Genomic DNA, 17,027 nt, shown 5'->3' on the forward strand with positions numbered 1-17,027 from the left:
CCTCGGTCGCTTTCCAGCGGTTGCTCGATCCGGTCTGCCGGTGTCCGAAGCGCGGGTCGTTCATTTTTCCGTCGCGCATTTCGAGGATGGCGTTTTCGATTTTCTTCCAGCGATCGGGAAAGGCCGCCTGCATCCGCTCACTGAAAACGGGAAGCACCTCACTTGCCAGCCGCACGGGCAGGCAGAAGGCGCGCGTCGCTCCGGCGGCTGCGGCTTTTTCCAGCAGCGGTGCCATGTCCGAGTCGTTGAGTCCCGGAATGATCGGCGCCATGGCCAGCGTCACCCGGACGCCTGCGTCCGCGAGGGCCCGTATGGTCTCCAGCCTGGTCGCGGGCGACGGCGCGCCGGGCTCGACCTTGCGACAGGTCTCGGGATCGTGGAAGGGAATGCTGACGGCCGCGCTGGCCAGGCCGAGCGCTGCGAGTTCGCCGATCACGTCGAGATCGCGGCGGATGAGCGCGCTCTTGGTGATGATCCCCACCGGGTTGCGGTATTCAAGGCACGCTTCCAGGCAGCGGCGCGTGAGGCGGTAGTGGGCCTCGAGCGGCTGGTAGCAGTCGGTGTTCCCCGAGAAGGCGATGATCTCCCCGCTCCAGGACTTTTTCTCGAAGTGCGCGCGCAGGGCCTCGGGCGCGTTCATGCGCACCACGATCTTCCGGTCGAAGTCCGTGCCCGCCCCGAAGTCCAGGTACTGGTGCGAGGGACGCGCGTAGCAGTAGGCGCAGGCGTGCTGGCATCCCCGGTAGGGGTTTAGACTCCAGCGAAAGCCCACGTCCGGGCTCTCGTTCTTTGCAAGAATCGCCTTCGCCCGCGTCTCGTAGACCTTGAGCTCATCGGCAGGCGGCTCGCCGATCCACTCCACCTCGGTGGTATGCCAGGGATTGGGCGGGTTGGAAACGGGGCGCAGCATGAGGGCGATAATTGCCGTATATTTTGCGAAAATCAAGGCGGGCAGCTTTGCGCGTAGAAACCGATTCCCGCTCCTCAACGTGCACGCGCACGTGCACGCGCACGTGCACGCTGAGAAACCCCGGTTGGCGCCGCGCCCTTGATGACAGCCCGATGACTTGTCACCTCCTCCCCCGCCACGTAACTTCAACGCCCGCGGGGAGAATCCATGAAGCTGCACACCCTCATCTTTGCCGGTATGGGCCTCGGCGCGGTCGCGGGACTGGGCCTGTGGAGCATGGGCGATGGCGCGCCGCTCTACGCGAGTGCCATGTGGTTTCTCGACCTGGTGGGCAAGACCCTGTTCGTGGGCTCGCTCAAGATGCTCGTCGCCCCGCTGATCTTTGCGAGCATCGTGGCCGGCGTGACCAGCCTGCCCTCGCGCCGCGACCTGGGGCGGCTGGGAAGGCGCGCGTTTTTTTACTACGCGGCGACGACCAGCGTGGCGGTGCTCATCGGGCTCATCTTCGTGAACGTGCTGCAGCCCGGACGCTGGGAAGCGGCGGACAAGATCAGCAGCTCGCGCGCCACGCATCTTGAGCAGGTCGAACGCGAGTTTCTGGCCGAGCGCGGCGTGCAGATCGAGGAGCGCCTGCGCGGGCTTTCGCAGAGCGAGGCACTCGAAGAACGCGCCCGCATCGAGGCGAAGTACCATCCGGAATTTCTCGAGCGCGTTGCGGAGCTCGAACAGTCGGGAATGCAGGGTGACGCCTCGGCGCGCTACGAGAAGATCCAGCAGCGCAAGCAGACCCCGCTCAATTTCGTCACCGACATTCTTCAGGGAATGATTCAGAACCCTTTCAAGGCGCTCGCATTCAATTCCTCGTTGGGCATCATCTTCTTCGCGATTCTGCTGGGGCTCGCCTGCATGGCCGTGGGGGAACCCGCCGCCCCGGTCGTCTCGTTCTTTCAGGGACTCAACGCCGTCATCATGCAGATCACCCACTGGATCATGTCTCTCTCGCCGGTGGCGGTCTTTGCGCTCGTGGCGGGGCTCATTGCCCGACAGGGGCCCGACGTCTTCGGCACGCTGGCGGGCTACGTCGTCACCGTCATCGCCGCCATCGGCGTGCACGTGGTCTTTCTGCTCTTTGTCTGCGCGAAGCTCGGCGGGCTCTCACCCCTCACCTTCCTCAAGGGAATTCAGGACGCCTGGCTCATCGCGTTCTCCACGCGCTCGAGTGCCGCGACCCTGCCAGTCACCATGGAATGCCTGGAGGAGAACCTCGGCATTCCCAAGAAGGTCACCGAGTTTGTCCTGCCCATCGGCGCCACAGTGAACATGGACGGGACGGCGCTCTATGAAGGCGTCGCCGTGATTTTCCTGCTGCAGATGTTCGGTGCCATGCCCGACGTGGGGATCTCGCTGGGCGTGACGGCGATGGTTCTGATCTTCCTGACCGCCGTGCTCGCCAGCGTGGGCGCCGCCGCCGTGCCCGATGCAGGGCTCATCACCATGGTGCTGGTCGCCAACGCGGTGGGACTGCCCGAGTATTACCTCGTTTATATCTTCTCGGTGGACGCGCTGCTCGACATGTTCCGGACCTCCACCAATGTCATGGGCGATGCCGTCGGCGCCGTCGTCGTCAATCGCTTTGAAGAGCAGCCCGCCTGAGAAAGACATGCGCCTGTTCGTCTACGGCACGCTGATGCGTGGCGAGTCCAACCACCGCTACCTGAAAAGTGCACGCTTCGAGCGCGCGGCAGCGACGCGCGCGGAGTTTGCACTGGCGGACTTCGGCGACTACCCGGCGATTGTCCGGCCCGGAAGCTGCGCGATTACCGGGGAGCTCTATGAAATCGATGAGGCAACACTTGCCCGCGTGGACGAGCTTGAAGAAGTGCCGGAGTTCTACGAGCGTTGCGAGATCGTCCTCGAAGACGGAACGGTTGCTCTGACCTATGTGCTTCCGGTGCACTTTGTCGAGCGTGAGGGCGGAACGATTCTCGACCACGGCGACTGGCGAAGGCGCCGCTGAGTTACCTGGCCTTTTTGGCCTTCTTGCGCTTTCGCGGCGCGCCCGGCTCCACGCCGAATCGCGAGTCGCCCTCGGCGATGCAGGCCATCACTTCAAGGATCACTTCCTCGAACTCATCGTGACGCTCCGGCAGATAGAGCCACTTGCCCAGCACCCGGTGGGGCGAGAGCGCGGGGAAGTCGGCGATAATGGCGGCGTGCTGCTCGCGCGCGGTGGGCAGCAGGACGCCCTGCCAGTCGGGCTTTCCGCGATCTGCAAGGACAACCATCATGCGCCCGTGCAGGTAGATTGCCTCGCAGCCGAACATGGCTTTTTGAAAATAAGAGTCAGATTCGGCCAATTCCTCGACCACCCACTGCAGGGCATTGCTGCGTTTTTTTCGTGCCATGGCGTTCCTCTTGCGGCGGCGCGGGGGCCGTGACTAGTCTAGGTGCTGTCAGGAAGAGGTCCCAGCCCCGGGGCATCTCAGGGAGTTTCCAACCACCATGTTTTTCCGACATCTACCCCGCGCGCTCAGCGTGCTGGCGCTTGTACTTTGTTTGTCCTGTCAGGGCTCGGACTTCACCCCGATTGTGGGGCTCACCGAGCGCCCCTCCAACAAGACGTGCCTGGCACCGCCCAAGCCCTCGGGCAAGAACGTCGCGATCGAGCGCGCGTTCCCGAACCTGACCTTCACCCAGCCCCTGGCCCTGCGCCAGCGCCCCGGCGACAACTCGCTGTGGTACGTCGCGGAAAAGGGCGGCGTGATCCGCGTCTTCGATAACGACGACATGGCAATGAGCTCGTCGGTCTTTCTCGACATTTCAAGCCTCGTCGTAACCGGCGGCGAAGCCGGCCTTCTCTCCTTTGAGTTTCACCCCGACTACCCGGACACCGCTGAAGTCTTCGTGACCTATGTGCGCTCCAAGATGGGCGGCGGGTATGAAGAAGTCCTCGCGCGTTTTGTGAGCCCCGACATGGGCGATACCCTCTACAATACTCCCGAAGACATTCTCGTCACCGTCGACGAGCCGCTCACCACCCACAACGGCGGCGACATCCATTTCGACTCGACCGGCCTGCTCTACTGGAGCCTGGGCGACGGGGGGTACACTACCTCAACGCAACCCAACGGCCAGGACACCAGCAACATCCTGGGCGCGGTGCTTCGTCTCGACCCCGACGGCGATGACAGCGTCATGGGTGGCGGCTGCGACATGCCCTACGGCATTCCGGCTGGCAATCCCTTCGACGACGCGGCCTGCCCTACCGGCGGCGCCGATGATGTGCGGCTCATCTACGCATGGGGCTTTCGCAACCCCTGGCGCTGGAGCTTCGATGCCGCGGGCGCCCACCAGGACTCGCTCTGGCTCGCCGATGTGGGTCAGGCGAGCTGGGAAGAGGTCAACCTCGTCACCGCGGGCGCCAACTACGGCTGGGCGGTCAAAGAAGGCTTCGATTGCTTCCCGCCGGGAACCACAACCTGCGACGACACGGGCATGACCGACCCGCTCCACGTCTACAGTCACGATGATGGCTCGGCCATCACCGGCGGTTATCTCTACAACGGCACCGACGTGACCGACTTTGTTGGCGAGGATGTCTACCTCTTCGGCGACTTCGGCAGCGGCAATATCTGGGGGCTCTTCGACGCCTACGGCACGCCCGATCCGATCCTGCTCTTTGCCGGAACGGGGCTGGGCATCTCCGCCTTCGGCGAGGACGTAAGCACCCGCGAGATCTACGTCGTCGACCTGCTCGGCGGCGGTATTCACCGCATCGTCGACAGCCCCAACGAAGCGGTCGGCGGCTTCCCGGCCCTGCTCTCCGAGAGCGGCTGCGTCAATCCTGCTTCGCCGCTCGAACCCGCCAAGGGCGTCATCCCCTACGAGGTCAACGCCCCCTTCTGGACCGACGGCGCTTTCAAGGAGCGCTTCATCGCGATCCCCGACGGCACCCGCATCAGCGTCGGCGCCGACGGCGACTGGGAATTCCCCGCCGGTTCCATGATCATGAAGCACTTCTATCTCAACGACCGCCCCATCGAGACACGCTTTCTCGTTCGTCACGACGACGGCCAGTGGCAGGGCTACAGCTACGAGTGGCGCACCCCGCCCACGGACGCCGACCTGCTGCCCGCCGAAGGCAAGACCATCATGGTGGAAGGCCAGCAGTGGCTCTACCCCGGTCGTGGCACCTGCATCCGCTGCCACACGGGCGCCTCGGGTTTCACGCTGGGTCCCAAGTCCCAGCAGCTCAACAAAATCGTGAGCTACGGCGAGGGCGACGAGGCCATTGAGGCCAACCAGCTCACCACCTTCGAGTGGATCGGACTGCTCGACTCCCACGCCAATGTGGCACCGCTCGTCGATCCGACCGACGAGAGCAAGGACGTCAACTCACGCGCGCGTTCCTGGCTGGATACAAACTGCTCCATGTGTCACCAGCCCGACGGGCCGGTCGCCATGGTGGACATGGACCTGCGCTACCAGATCCCGCTGGCCGACATGAATATCTGCAACGCCACGGCGCTCTACGATCCGGGTTACAAGCGTCTGGCACCGGGCGACCCCGAAAACTCGCTCATTCACATTCGCACGTCGTCGACCGACTACGGGGGTCTGCGCATGCCGCCGCTCGGAAGTTTCATCGTCGACACCGACGGCACGGACCTGCTCGATGCATGGATCACCTCGATCGGAAGCTGTCCCTGAACCGGGCTGAGATGGTGAACCCTTCCCTCCGGGGCGGGCATCTGTTACTTCCACAAGCTCCGGAGGAAACACGATGAGTTTGAGAGTCGACGCGCTTTTTCAACCGATTACATTGGGCAAGCTGGAGCTGAAGAACCGGCTGGCCATGGCACCCATGACCCGCAACCGCTCGCCCAAGGGCATTCCCGGCGATGATGTGGCCGCCTACTATCGCCGGCGCGCCGAAGCCGACATCGGGCTCATCATCACGGAGGGAACACCCCCGCCCCACAAGGCGGCCGTGGGTTATCCCAACGTGCCACTCTTCTTTGGCGAGGAACCGCTTGCCGGATGGAAGCGCGTCGTCGACGAAGTGCATGCCGCGGGCGGCAAGATCTTTCCCCAGCTCTGGCACGTGGGCAGCATCCGCCAGGCAGGCATCAACCCCGGCGGCGACCTGCCGGGCTACGGTCCCTCCGCGATCGTCCATCCCAACCACGCCAAGATCAATCCCAACAAGCAGGCGCAGCCGCCCCACGAGATGACCCAGGTCGACATCGACGAGTGCGTGCAGGCCTTTGCCACCGCGGCAAAGAGCGCGCAGGACCTTGGCTTCGATGGCGTGGAGATCCACGGCGCCCACGGTTACCTGATCGATCAGTTTTTCTGGGAGACCACCAACCAGCGAACGGACAAATACGGCGGCAGCTTCGAGAACCGGCTCAACTTCGCCATCGAGCTCATCGCAGCCACGCGCGCCGCTGTCGGGCCGGACTACCCCATCTGTTTCCGCTTCTCCCAGTGGAAACAGGGCGACTACAACTGGAAGATCGCCCAAAATGCCGAAGAGCTCGACCGTTTCCTCACACCGCTTTCGCATGCCGGTGTGGATATCTTCCACGCCAGCACGCGGCGCTTCTGGGAGCCCGAGTTCGAGGGATCGGACCTCAATCTGGCCGGCTGGACACGCAAGATCACGGGCAAGCCCACCATCACCGTGGGCAGCGTGGGGCTCGACACCGACTTTCTGACCACCTTCAAGGGCGTCACCGCCAAGGCGGCCGGCATCGAACAGCTCGTCGAGCGCCTGGAAAAGGGCGAGTTCGACCTGGTTGCCGTCGGCCGCGCCCTTCTGAGCGACCCCGCCTGGGCAAGCAAGGTGCACGAGGGAAGGAGCGACGAGATCGTCGACTTCAATCCGGCATGCCTTGCCAAGCTCATCTGAACCGCGCTTCATCGCGCAACACGCACACAGATGCCGCTACGGCGCATTTTGGGCCCCTTGAAAAGGGGCCCGCTCTGCGCTTTCATAGCCCGCCGTTGAGCAATTCATCGAAGTTCGGGCCCGTGGGGACGGGCCTTTCATCGCAGGGGATGCGGCCATGGCAGCCATTGATTCGCTCCTTCAACGCGCCGTCCAGATCGGCGCCAGTGACGTTCAGGTCGCAACCGGCTCGCCGCCCATTGTGCGGCGCTTTCAGCAGCTCACACGCTTCAAGGCCAACCCGCTCACCGCGGCCCAGACCCAGCACCTGCTCTACGAAATCCTGACCGCCGAGCAGCGGGCCATTTTTGAAAAAGACTGGGAGCTCGATTTCGCCTACGAGATCGACGGCTTGGCACGGTTTCGTGTCAACGCCTTCATGCAGCGTTACGGCCCGCAGATCTGTTTCCGCGTGATCCGCCAGCCGATTCCAACCTTCGAACAGCTCGGCATTCCCGAGCTGATGAAGAAAGTCTGCGACAACCACCAGGGACTGATTCTGGTCACCGGAGGTTCGGGCGCGGGCAAGTCCACGACGCTTGCTTCCATGGTGGACTTCATCAACACCCATAAGGCCCACCACATCCTCACCTGCGAGGACCCAATCGAGTACATCCACCCGATCAAGAAGGGCGCGGTGAACCAGCGCCAGCTCTCTACCCATACCAAGAGCTACAAGAACGCGCTGAAGGCGGCGCTTCGCGAAGATCCCGACGTCATCATGGTCGGCGAGCTGCGTGACCTGGAGACCATCTCGCTGGCCATCAGCGCCTCTGAGACGGGTCACCTTGTCATTGGATCGATGAACACTTCGAGCGCGCACAAGACCGTCGACAAGATCATCGACTCCTACCCGCCCGAGCAGCAGAACCAGATCAAGTCCATGCTGGGCGAGTCGCTCAAGGCGGTGTTTACCCAGCGCCTGCTGCCACGCGCCGACGGGCAGGGCCTCGTGATGGCTTACGAATTGCTGCTCGGAAACCTGCAGCTTGCCAACCTCATCAAGGACGGCAAGACCTTCCAGATTCCCAACATCATGCAGATGGGAAAAACTCAGGGGATGCGCACCATGGACGATTCGCTGATGCACTTCGTCCAGGGCGGTTACATCAGCGGCGACGTCGCGCTGCGCAATGCCGCCAACCCGAAGACCTTCGCCCAGTTCGCCCAAAGCAAGGCCGCCCAGCAGCAGGTCGCCGCAGAGCAGGCCGCTGCCCAGGCTGCCCAGAAACCGCAGGCCTGAACCCAACACGACGAGAGAGCATGATCCATGGCAGCCATTGACACATTGCTGACTTACATGAAGGGACAGGGCGGCTCGGACCTTCACCTGTTCGTGGGACGTCCGCCGCTCATTCGCAAGCGCGGCGAGCTCACCGAGATCGAGGGCCAGCCCGTGCTGACCGCCGAGGCTTCCGAGAAAATTCTCTCGGAGATCATGAACGAGGAGCAAAACCAGAAGATCCGCAGTCACTTCGACGTGGACTTCGCCTATGAGCCCGCCGACGGATCGGCGCGCTACCGCGTCAACGTCCTGCAGCAGAACCGCGGCATGGGCGGGGTGCTCCGCATCATTCCCACCGACATTCTGACCATCGAGCAGCTTGGCCTGCCGCCAATTGTGCGCGAGATCGCCATGTATCCGCGCGGCCTGGTGCTGGTGACGGGCCCCACGGGCTCGGGCAAGTCGACGACGCTCGCGGCGATGATCGACTTCATCAACGAGAGCAAGGAAGCCCACATCATCACAATCGAGGATCCCCTCGAATTCGTGCATCCCAACAAGCGCTGCCTGCTCTCCCAGCGCGAGGTGGGCACCCACACCCGCAGCTTCGCCAACGCCCTCAAGATGGCAGCGCGCGAGGATCCCGACATCATTCTGGTCGGCGAAATGCGTGACCTCGACACCATCCGGCTGGCGCTCAACGCCGCCGAGCTGGGCATTCTGGTCTTCGGCACGCTGCACACGAACTCGGCGGCCAAAACGATCGACCGCATCATCGACACCTTCCCCTCCGAAGAGCAGTCGCAGGTGCGCGTCATGCTCGCCGACGCCCTCAAGGCCGTCGTCGCCCAGCAGCTCCTCAAGACCGCCGACGGCAAGGGTCGCTGCGCCGCCAACGAGATCCTCATCGGCTCGAGCGCGCTCGGAAACCTCATCCGCGAGGACAAGACCGGCATGATCAATTCCATGATCCAGACCGGCACGGGCGTGGGCATGCAGAGCATGGATCAGGCCCTGCAGAAATACGTCCAGGAAGGTCGCATCACCGCGGCCGCGGCCTACGAGAAGGCCATCGACAAGAAGATCTTCGAGAAGATGGTGCAGGCCGAAGGCGCTGCCCCGCCGCCGGGGGCGTAAATTCCAGAAACAAAAAAGCGGGCCGACGGCCCGCTTTTCTTTTGCGTGTTGCCGGAGCTTCTAGCTCTCCTGCACGGCCGCGATCAGTTCCAGCACGGCGGCCTTGCCGTCTCCGAAGAGCATCAGGCAGTTGTCGGCGGCAAAGAGCGGATTGGGGATGCCCGCGAAACCGGGTGAGAGGCTGCGCTTGATCACGACGACGGTGCGCGCCTTGTCCACGTTGAGGATCGGCATCCCCGCGATGGGACTGCCCGGATCCGTCCTGGCCAGCGGGTTCACAACGTCGTTGGCGCCGATCACGATCACCACATCGGTCTGCTCGAAGCTCGGGTTGATCGCGTCCATTTCTTTGAGCTGCTCGTAGGGGATCTCCGCCTCGGCCAGCAGCACGTTCATGTGGCCGGGCATGCGGCCTGCCACCGGATGGATAGCGAATTCCACGCTTGCGCCGTGCGACTGAATCTCGTCACACAGGTCGCGCACCGCGTGCTGGGCCTGCGCCACGGCCATGCCATAGCCCGGCACGATCACCACGCGCTCGGCCGTTTCCAGCAGCATCGCGACCTCCGCCGCGGAGGTCGACTTCACCTTGCCGCCATAGACTTCGTCGGCGCTGGCGGTCTCGCCGCCCGCCGCCATGACGCCGAAGAGCACATTCGTGAGCGAGCGGTTCATTGCCTTGCACATGATGCGCGTGAGGATGATGCCCGAGGCGCCCACCAGCGAGCCCGAGATGATGAGCACACTGTTGCCGAGCACAAAGCCCGTCGCCGCAGCTGCCATGCCCGAATAGGAGTTGAGCAGCGCGATCACCACCGGCATGTCGGCGCCGCCGATCGGCGTTACAAGGAAGACGCCCAGCAGCGAGGAAATGCCGACGAGGATCCAGAAGTAGAGCTCGTTGGTCGGGTCGGAGATGAGCAGGCCGCTCGCAACGAGGGCGGCGACCAGCACCACCCCGTTGAGATACTGCTGCCCCGAGAAGGTCAGGAACTTGTCCGAGATGAGTTCCTGCAGCTTGGCGAACGCAATGAGACTTCCCCAGAAGGTGACCGCGCCGATGAGCCCGGTCGCGGCGGTCGCCACCGTAAAATCGACTTCGGGCACGCCCTTGCCGGTGGCCTCCAGCAGGCTGCCACCCGCCACCAGCACCGAGGCAATGCCACCGAAGCCGTTGAAGAGGGCGACGAGCTGGGGAATCGCCGTCATCGGCACCTTCGCCGCAAGGATCGCACCAAGGGCCGAGCCCACGACGATTCCGGCGAAAATCACCTCATAGGAAATGATTCCCCGGTCGAGCAGCGTAACCACGACGGCCAGGAACATGCCCAGCGCGCCGATGAAGTTGCCGCGCACCGCAGTGCGCGGATGCGAGAGCCCCTTGAGCCCCACGATGAAGAGGACCGAAGCCACCAGATAGGTAAGCTGCGTGAGCCACTCCGGGAGTTGCCTGGCCGTTTCGAGCACGCGCTAGCCCTTCTTCTTGAACATGCCGAGCATGCGGTTGGTCACCATGAACCCGCCGACGACGTTGATGGTGGCAAACACCACGGCGAGGAATCCCAGAATCGTGCTGAGCTGGGAGTGCTGGGTTCCCGCCGAGAGCACGGCGCCGATCAAGGTGATTCCCGAAATCGCATTCGATCCGCTCATCAGCGGGGTGTGCAGCGTGGGCGGCACCTTGGTAATGATCTCGTTCCCGAGCAGGAGCGCGAGCACGAACAGCGTGAGTTGAACAACCAGATCATCCATTGGCAGGCTCCTCAGTGGGGGTCTCTTCGGCAGGCTTCTCACTTGCCGGCGGAGCCGACGGCGTCTCCCCCAGCAATTCACAGATGCGCGGGTGAACGACCTTCCCGCCGCGCGCCACGAGCGTGCCGGCGGTGATTTCATCTTCGAGGTCGAGCGTGAGCTGTCCTTCTTTGAGCAGGTGCTGGACAAAGGTGACGATGTTCTTGGCGTACATCTGGCTGGCGTGCATCGCCACTTCCGAGGGCAGGTTCGTCGGGCCGTGAATCGTGATGCCGTGGACCACGACGGTTTCATCGGCCTTGCTGAGCGCGCAGTTGCCGCCGCGCTCGGCGGCCAGATCGACAATCACGCCGCCCTTGGGCATTCGCGCAACCGCGTCTTCGGTGACAAGCAGCGGCGAGGGCTTGCCCGGAATCGCAGCGGTCGTGATCACCACGTCCGAGCGCGAGACCACATCGGCCAGCAGTTCGCGCTGGCGCTCGTAGAAATCCTCACCCTGGGCCTTGGCGTAGCCGCCCTTGTCCTCGGAATCGCCGGTCTCGAGATCGAGCACGACGGCCTTCGCGCCGACGGACTCGATCTGTTCGGCCGCGGCCGGTCGCACGTCATAGGCCTCGACCTTTGCCCCGAGCCGCTTGGCCGTCGCAATGGCCTGCAGTCCGGCCACGCCCGCACCGATCACGAAGACCCTGGCAGGTGTCACCGTTCCGGCGGCGGTCATCATCATGGGAAAGATTCGCGGCAGGCTCAGCGCCGCCTGGATCACGGCCTGGTAGCCCGAGAGCACCGCCATGGAAGAGAGCGCGTCCATGCTCTGGGCGCGGGTGATGCGCGGCATGAGTTCCATCGAAAGCAGCGTCGCACCGCCGCCGGAGAGTTCCTTCATCGCCTCGGGCCCGCCCAGCGGGTCGAGAAATCCGATGACGGTCTTGCCGCCGGCCTCAGGCGCGGCGTCGCGCCCGTGCACACTCAGGATCAGCTCGGCCTGCGCGAAGACCTCCGCGCGGGAAGCAATCTTTGCGCCTGCTTCGATGTACTGGGAATCGGGGTGGCCCGAGGCCGTGCCCGCGTCGGTCTCGACGAGCACTTCGCAGCCTGCGGCACTGAGGGCGGAAACCAGTGAAGGGACCAGCGCCACCCGGCGCTCATTCGTGGCAGTTTCCCTGGGCACGCCAACGATCATGAAGCTTTCCCCTGAGGTTCCGTCAGACACTCGCGCAGTCCCGTGATTCAGCCGCTCAACTGATTTCGGATTCCCCCACAGAGTAGATGATCGCGTGGCTACCTACAAAAACTCTCCGTCTCCGGAGGTTCCATCGGCTAGACTTCCGCCCATGCCGTATGAAGCCGCAATCAGGCTGGGAGTATTCGTGGGCCTGCTCGTCCTGATGAGCGCGCTCGAATCGTTTGTTCCGCGTCGCCCGCGCAGCGAGGGCCGGGCCCGCCACTGGGCCATCAACCTGGGGCTGACCGTTGTGGACACCCTGGCCCTGCGCCTCACATTGGGCGCCGCGGCCGTGCAAGCGGCGCTCATGGCCCATGCCGAGGGCTGGGGCCTGCTCGCGCTGGTGGACTGGCCCGAGTGGCTGGAGTTCGTCGTCGCGCTCGTCGCGCTCGACTTCGCCATCTACGTCCAACACGTGCTCACCCACGCCCTGCCGATCCTCTGGCGCCTGCACCGGGTCCACCACAGCGACATCAACCTGGATTCGAGCAGCGGCGTGCGCTTTCACCCGGTCGAGATTTTGCTCTCCATGCTCTACAAGGTGGCGCTCGTCTTCGCGCTCGGTCCCTCGCCGGTCGCCGTGATATTCTTCGAGGTCATCCTCAATGGCTGCGCCATGTTCAACCACGCCAACGTGAAACTGCCTGAGGGCCTGGACCGCGTGCTCCGCACGGTGCTGATCACCCCCGATTTCCACCGGGTCCATCACTCGGTTGAGGTCGCCGAAACCAACTCCAACTTCGGTTTCTCAGTTCCCTGGTGGGACTGGCTCTGCGGGACCTACCGCGCCCAGCCCGAAAAGGGCCACGAGGCCATGGACCTAGGCCTTGCCGAACACCGCGAGTCGCTGGGCCTGGGGCCGCTGCTTGTGCTACCCATGGAACGCCGGATCGGCGACTATAGTTTCAGTGAGGACCGCCCATGAGCACGGTTGAGACCATTACCTTTCCCACCGACGGCGGCATGCAGATGCGCGGCTGGCTCGGGATTCCAGCCAAGCCCAAGAAAGATGCACCCGCGGTGCTGGTCATTCACGAGGCCGTGGGGCTCCACCCCAACATCAAGCCAATCGTCGAGCGCTTTGCATCCGAGGGCTATGTCGCCCTGGCTCCCGATCTGTTCGACAAGCCCGACCCCACCCCCGTGTGCGTGGTGCGCTGCATGTCGGCGATGTACACCGGCAAGGGGCAGGCCGTCGAAGACCTCAAGTCCGCGCTGGCCTATCTCAAGGGACGCAAGGAAGTGGACGTGAATCGTCTGGCCGTCGCGGGCTTCTGCATGGGCGGCGGTTTCTCGCTGGTCATGGCGCTGAACCCCGACATCAAGGCGGCCGCCCCTTACTACGGGATGAGCAAGCATTTCTTCGACAACGTGGGCAAGAGCTGCCCGGTGGTCGCCGGCTACGGCGGCCGAGACGCGGCCTTCGGCAAGGTGGGCTACAAGCTCGAAAAGAAGCTCGCCCGCGCGGGCATTCCTCACGACGTGAAGACCTACGACGATGCCGGTCACTCCTACATGACAGCCTCGCTGCCCGGGATCATGGGGACGCTCGGGCGCATGATGCCGCTCAAGGTCGACTACCGTCCCGAGTGCGCCGAGGACTCGTGGAAGCGTATGCTCGGTTTCTTCGCCCAGCACGTCTAGTTCCGATCCGGAGGGAATCCCATGTCCGAGAATAACCAGGACCTCGCCAAGATGAGTTGCGCCGGCTGCGCAGGCGAACTCTCCAAGCTCACCACTGAGCAGGTCGACAACCTCATGCCCCAGCTCCCCGGCTGGCGCGCAGAGGGCGACTTCCTGCGCAAGACCTTTGAGTTCAAGGACTTCGTGACCGCGATGGCTTTTCTCAACAAGGTGGCCGAAGTGGCCGAGGCAGAGGGCCACCACCCCGACTTCCGGCTCCATAGCTGGAACAAGGTGGATTTCGAGATTCAGACCCACGACATCGGCGGGCTCAGTGAGAATGATTTCATTGTGGCCGCGAAGATCGACCAGGTGGCCTGAGCGCTAGTAGCGCGGCACGCTCGGATCGATGAGCGCCGACCAGGCGTCGATCCCGCCCTTGAGGCTGAGCACCTCGTTCTCGATTCCAAGCTGATGCATCAGGATTCCAGCCGCCTGCAGGCTGCGCACGCCGTGGTGGCAGATGGTGATGACCACGGCCTCTTCGGGTGGTTCGAGCTCGTCCGAGCGGCGCATGATCTCGCCCAGTGGCAGCAGGGTGCTGCCCGCAATGGCGCCGATCTCGAACTCGAAGGGCTCACGCACGTCAAGCAGGAAGAGCGGCTCTTCTGCATCGAGTTTTGCTTTGAGGTCCTGCACGGTGATTTCGTTCACGATGGCTCCTTCCCGGCCCTTCAATGCCGGGGCGCGGAAACGTAACACCAAATCCGATGCCGGAAAGCCCCAAAACGGTTGATCGCTGGGCAGCCCCTGCGGTAGGCTCGCCCCAGCCATCAAAGCCAACCAAGCAAGGGAGAACACTCCAATGGGTGAAATGATCAGTTACAAGCGGCCCGACGGCAAGCAGGCCAACGGATATCTGGCCAATCCGGCCGCGGGCCAGAGCGCCCCGGGCATCGTGGTGATCCAGGAATGGTGGGGCCTGACCGACCAGATCAAGGGCGTGTGCGACCGCTACGCCGCCGCGGGCTACCGCGCGCTCGCCGTGGATCTCTACGACGGCACTGTCACCAAGGACCCCGACGAAGCGGGCAAGCTGATGAACTCGACGAACTTCATCGAGGCCGCCGAGCAGTACGTGGGCGGCGCGGTGGATCACCTCAAGGCCACGGGTTCCTCCAAGGTCGCCGTCACCGGTTTCTGCATGGGCGGTGCCGTCACCGTCATCAGCGCGGTGAAGGTCCCCCAGGCCGACGCCGCCGCATGCTTCTACGGCATCCCGCCCGCCAGCGTCGCCGATCCCAAGGACATCAAGATTCCCTTCATCGGCCACTTCGCCGATCACGACGAGTTCTTCAGCGCCGACATGACGAACGCGCTCGAGGAGGGCCTCAAGGCCGGCGGCGCGAAGTCGGCCGTCTACCGCTACGACGCCCAGCACGCCTTCGCCAACGAGCAGCGCCCCGAGGTCTACAACGAGGCCGCCGCCAAGCAGGCCTGGGAGCGGACGATCAGCTTCCTCAAGGACAACATCGGCTGAGCATCCTGCTCAACCCACAAAAAACGCCGCCCCTTCGGGCGGCGTTTTCTTTTTTGAGTCATTGCCTGCGAACTAGAAGTTCTGGAAGACCTTGTCCTTCGAAACGCCCGCGCCTTCGAGCGCCTCGGTCACGCCGGCGACCATGTCCTTCATGCCGCAGACAAAGGCGACGGCTTCCCCAAGGATCGGCGGATCGGCCTTGAATGCGTCCTGCACGTGGCCTTTGGGGCCCTTCCAGTCGTCGCCGGCCTGTGAGCAGACGCGGATGACTTCCGTGCCCTTCTGCCAGGCGGCCAGTTCATCGGTGAAGGCGAAGTCCTCTGCTTTTTGCTGGCCGTAGTAGACGATGACCTTGCCGAAATCGGCGCGATTGGCCAGCACGTGCTGGATGACCGAGCGGATGGGCGCAATGCCCGAGCCCACGGCGAAAAGCAGCAGGTCCTTGCCCTTGGCCTCGGCCAGGGGGTAGCCCTTGCCCGCCGGCGGCTTGGTCTGGAGGATGTCCCCGTCGCCCTTGCCCGCCAGGGCATCGGCAACCTCGTTGCCGCGCTTGACCAATAGTTCAAAGTTTTCGGTGCCGGGCGCATTGCAGAGCGCGAAGTAGCTCTTGAGCTCCCCGCCGGGCGAGAGCTCGAGATATTGGCCCGGAATCGTGTGTGCCTGTTTCATTTCGCCCGCTTCGAGAATGAGCCGGCGAAGCTGCGCAGTCTCGTCCCACGCCTTGAGAATCCTGATCTCCTGCATGATTTCCCCACTTTGCTTGGATGTCGTCGCATTCTTATAGAGCCCCCCGCCCGGAGGGGTCAAAAGGCTGTCCCTTTGCATTCACTTTCAACGCCGCTCACTTGGGAGCGCCTTGATTGGAGCGCACGAGCCGAATATACCTTTCTCACATTCCACCCGATTTCTCCCAAGCACTGGAGGGCATATCCAAATGAGCGAAGAAACCGAAACCAACCAACCGCCGCGCCTCGAACTCAACGGCCCGGCCCCCGACTTCACCGCCAACACCACCCACGGACAGCTCACGCTCTCCAAGTGGGCCGCGGGCGACTGGGTGATCCTGTTCTCCCACCCGGCCGACTTCACGCCGGTCTGCACCACTGAGTTCATGGCCTTTGCCGAGCGCGCCGAGTCCTTCAAAAAGAAGGGCGCGAAGCTGCTGGGTAACTCCATCGACTCCATCCACAGCCACATTGCCTGGGTTCGCAACATCAAGCAGAACTTCGGCGTGGACATCCCGTTCCCGATCATCGCAGACCTGGACCAGAAGGTCGCCCAGCTCTACAACATGGTCCACGAGGCCAGTTCCGCCACGGCGGCCGTGCGCTGCGTGTTTTTCATCGACCCGAAGATGCGCGTGCGCGCGATGATCTACTACCCGCTCAACGTGGGCCGCAACTTCGACGAGATCGAGCGCGTCATGGACGCCTTCAACACCGTGGACAAGCACGGCGTGGCCTGCCCGGCCGATTGGCGTCCGGGCGACGACGTGATCGTGCCGCCGCCGGGAACAACCGAGGATGCCGAAAAGCGCGTCAACGACAAGAGCCTCAAGGTGACCGACTGGTATTTCTCCAAGAAATCCCTGTAATTTTGCGTTTGTTACCAGCAAAAGCCCCTGCCCCGGCGGGGGCTTTTCTTTTGATGCCCCGAAGCTCC

18 protein-coding genes are annotated in these 17,027 nt (G+C 63.6%); 11 read left to right on the top strand and 7 right to left on the bottom strand.

Annotated features, from left to right (window positions below):
- On the bottom strand, positions 1 to 910 hold a 910-nt coding region (locus KDH09_13450), incomplete at its 3' end, for a radical SAM protein (GenBank protein ID MCB0220699.1).
- 207 nt (positions 911 to 1,117) lie between these two features.
- Between KDH09_13450 and KDH09_13455 the strand changes: the two genes are divergently transcribed.
- Positions 1,118 to 2,563: a cation:dicarboxylase symporter family transporter gene (locus KDH09_13455; protein ID MCB0220700.1), complete on the top strand. Its 1,446-nt coding sequence runs from the start codon at positions 1,118 to 1,120 to the stop codon at positions 2,561 to 2,563.
- 7 nt (positions 2,564 to 2,570) lie between these two features.
- Entirely contained in the window at positions 2,571 to 2,927 is a 357-nt protein-coding gene (locus KDH09_13460) for a gamma-glutamylcyclotransferase (protein ID MCB0220701.1), read from the top strand.
- A gap of 1 nt (position 2,928) precedes the next feature.
- Here the strand turns inward: KDH09_13460 and KDH09_13465 are convergent, their stop codons facing one another.
- Positions 2,929 to 3,315 (bottom strand): hypothetical protein, encoded by a 387-nt coding sequence (locus KDH09_13465; GenBank protein ID MCB0220702.1) that lies wholly within the window; start codon positions 3,313 to 3,315, stop codon positions 2,929 to 2,931.
- 97 nt (positions 3,316 to 3,412) lie between these two features.
- Between KDH09_13465 and KDH09_13470 the strand changes: the two genes are divergently transcribed.
- From KDH09_13470 to KDH09_13485, 4 genes are all read left to right on the top strand, one after another.
- On the top strand, positions 3,413 to 5,620 hold the full coding sequence (locus tag KDH09_13470) for a PQQ-dependent sugar dehydrogenase (protein ID MCB0220703.1): 2,208 nt from the start codon (positions 3,413 to 3,415) through the stop codon (positions 5,618 to 5,620).
- Between the two features lie 73 nt (positions 5,621 to 5,693).
- Complete coding sequence (locus KDH09_13475; protein MCB0220704.1) at positions 5,694 to 6,824, top strand: NADH:flavin oxidoreductase; 1,131 nt, start codon at positions 5,694 to 5,696, stop codon at positions 6,822 to 6,824.
- Between the two features lie 157 nt (positions 6,825 to 6,981).
- On the top strand, positions 6,982 to 8,106 hold the full coding sequence (locus KDH09_13480; protein MCB0220705.1) for a PilT/PilU family type 4a pilus ATPase: 1,125 nt from the start codon (positions 6,982 to 6,984) through the stop codon (positions 8,104 to 8,106).
- Positions 8,107 to 8,133: 27 nt separating this feature from the next.
- Entirely contained in the window at positions 8,134 to 9,225 is a 1,092-nt protein-coding gene (locus KDH09_13485) for a type IV pilus twitching motility protein PilT (GenBank protein ID MCB0220706.1), read from the top strand.
- Between the two features lie 60 nt (positions 9,226 to 9,285).
- Here the strand turns inward: KDH09_13485 and KDH09_13490 are convergent, their stop codons facing one another.
- From KDH09_13490 to KDH09_13500, 3 genes are read right to left on the bottom strand one after another with little or no spacing between them, the layout of a single operon-like run.
- Entirely contained in the window at positions 9,286 to 10,692 is a 1,407-nt protein-coding gene (locus KDH09_13490; protein MCB0220707.1) for an NAD(P)(+) transhydrogenase (Re/Si-specific) subunit beta, read from the bottom strand.
- Positions 10,693 to 10,695: 3 nt separating this feature from the next.
- The gene (locus KDH09_13495) at positions 10,696 to 10,977 is read right to left on the bottom strand and encodes an NAD(P) transhydrogenase subunit alpha (GenBank protein ID MCB0220708.1); all 282 of its coding nucleotides are present in this window, start codon (positions 10,975 to 10,977) and stop codon (positions 10,696 to 10,698) included.
- On the bottom strand, positions 10,970 to 12,160 hold the full coding sequence (locus tag KDH09_13500) for a Re/Si-specific NAD(P)(+) transhydrogenase subunit alpha (GenBank protein ID MCB0220709.1): 1,191 nt from the start codon (positions 12,158 to 12,160) through the stop codon (positions 10,970 to 10,972). The genes KDH09_13495 and KDH09_13500 overlap by 8 nt, the downstream gene beginning before the upstream one ends.
- Positions 12,161 to 12,311: 151 nt before the next feature.
- Here KDH09_13500 and KDH09_13505 point away from each other — a divergent pair, with 151 nt between their 5' ends.
- From KDH09_13505 to KDH09_13515, 3 genes are read left to right on the top strand one after another with little or no spacing between them, the layout of a single operon-like run.
- Entirely contained in the window at positions 12,312 to 13,127 is an 816-nt protein-coding gene (locus KDH09_13505) for a sterol desaturase family protein (GenBank protein ID MCB0220710.1), read from the top strand.
- Entirely contained in the window at positions 13,124 to 13,846 is a 723-nt protein-coding gene (locus tag KDH09_13510; protein MCB0220711.1) for a dienelactone hydrolase family protein, read from the top strand. Before KDH09_13505 ends, KDH09_13510 begins: the two co-directional genes overlap by 4 nt.
- Before the next feature lie 51 nt (positions 13,847 to 13,897).
- The gene (locus tag KDH09_13515; GenBank protein ID MCB0220712.1) at positions 13,898 to 14,206 is read left to right on the top strand and encodes a 4a-hydroxytetrahydrobiopterin dehydratase; all 309 of its coding nucleotides are present in this window, start codon (positions 13,898 to 13,900) and stop codon (positions 14,204 to 14,206) included.
- Positions 14,207 to 14,209: 3 nt separating this feature from the next.
- On the opposite strand, the gene KDH09_13520 is transcribed toward KDH09_13515, so the two are convergent.
- Entirely contained in the window at positions 14,210 to 14,659 is a 450-nt protein-coding gene (locus tag KDH09_13520) for a hypothetical protein (protein MCB0220713.1), read from the bottom strand.
- A gap of 31 nt (positions 14,660 to 14,690) precedes the next feature.
- Between KDH09_13520 and KDH09_13525 the strand changes: the two genes are divergently transcribed.
- Entirely contained in the window at positions 14,691 to 15,365 is a 675-nt protein-coding gene (locus tag KDH09_13525) for a dienelactone hydrolase family protein (GenBank protein ID MCB0220714.1), read from the top strand.
- Positions 15,366 to 15,437: 72 nt separating this feature from the next.
- Here KDH09_13525 and KDH09_13530 read toward each other — a convergent pair whose 3' ends face one another.
- Positions 15,438 to 16,109: an oxidoreductase gene (locus KDH09_13530; protein MCB0220715.1), complete on the bottom strand. Its 672-nt coding sequence runs from the start codon at positions 16,107 to 16,109 to the stop codon at positions 15,438 to 15,440.
- Positions 16,110 to 16,299: 190 nt separating this feature from the next.
- On the opposite strand from KDH09_13530, the gene KDH09_13535 reads away from it, so the two are divergent.
- Positions 16,300 to 16,959, top strand: a complete 660-nt coding sequence (locus KDH09_13535; GenBank protein ID MCB0220716.1) for a peroxiredoxin — start codon at positions 16,300 to 16,302, stop codon at positions 16,957 to 16,959.
- Positions 16,960 to 17,027: the final 68 nt, after the last annotated feature.

This window comes from Chrysiogenia bacterium (assembly GCA_020434085.1).
Taxonomy (GTDB): Bacteria; JAGRBM01; JAGRBM01; order JAGRBM01; family JAGRBM01; genus JAGRBM01.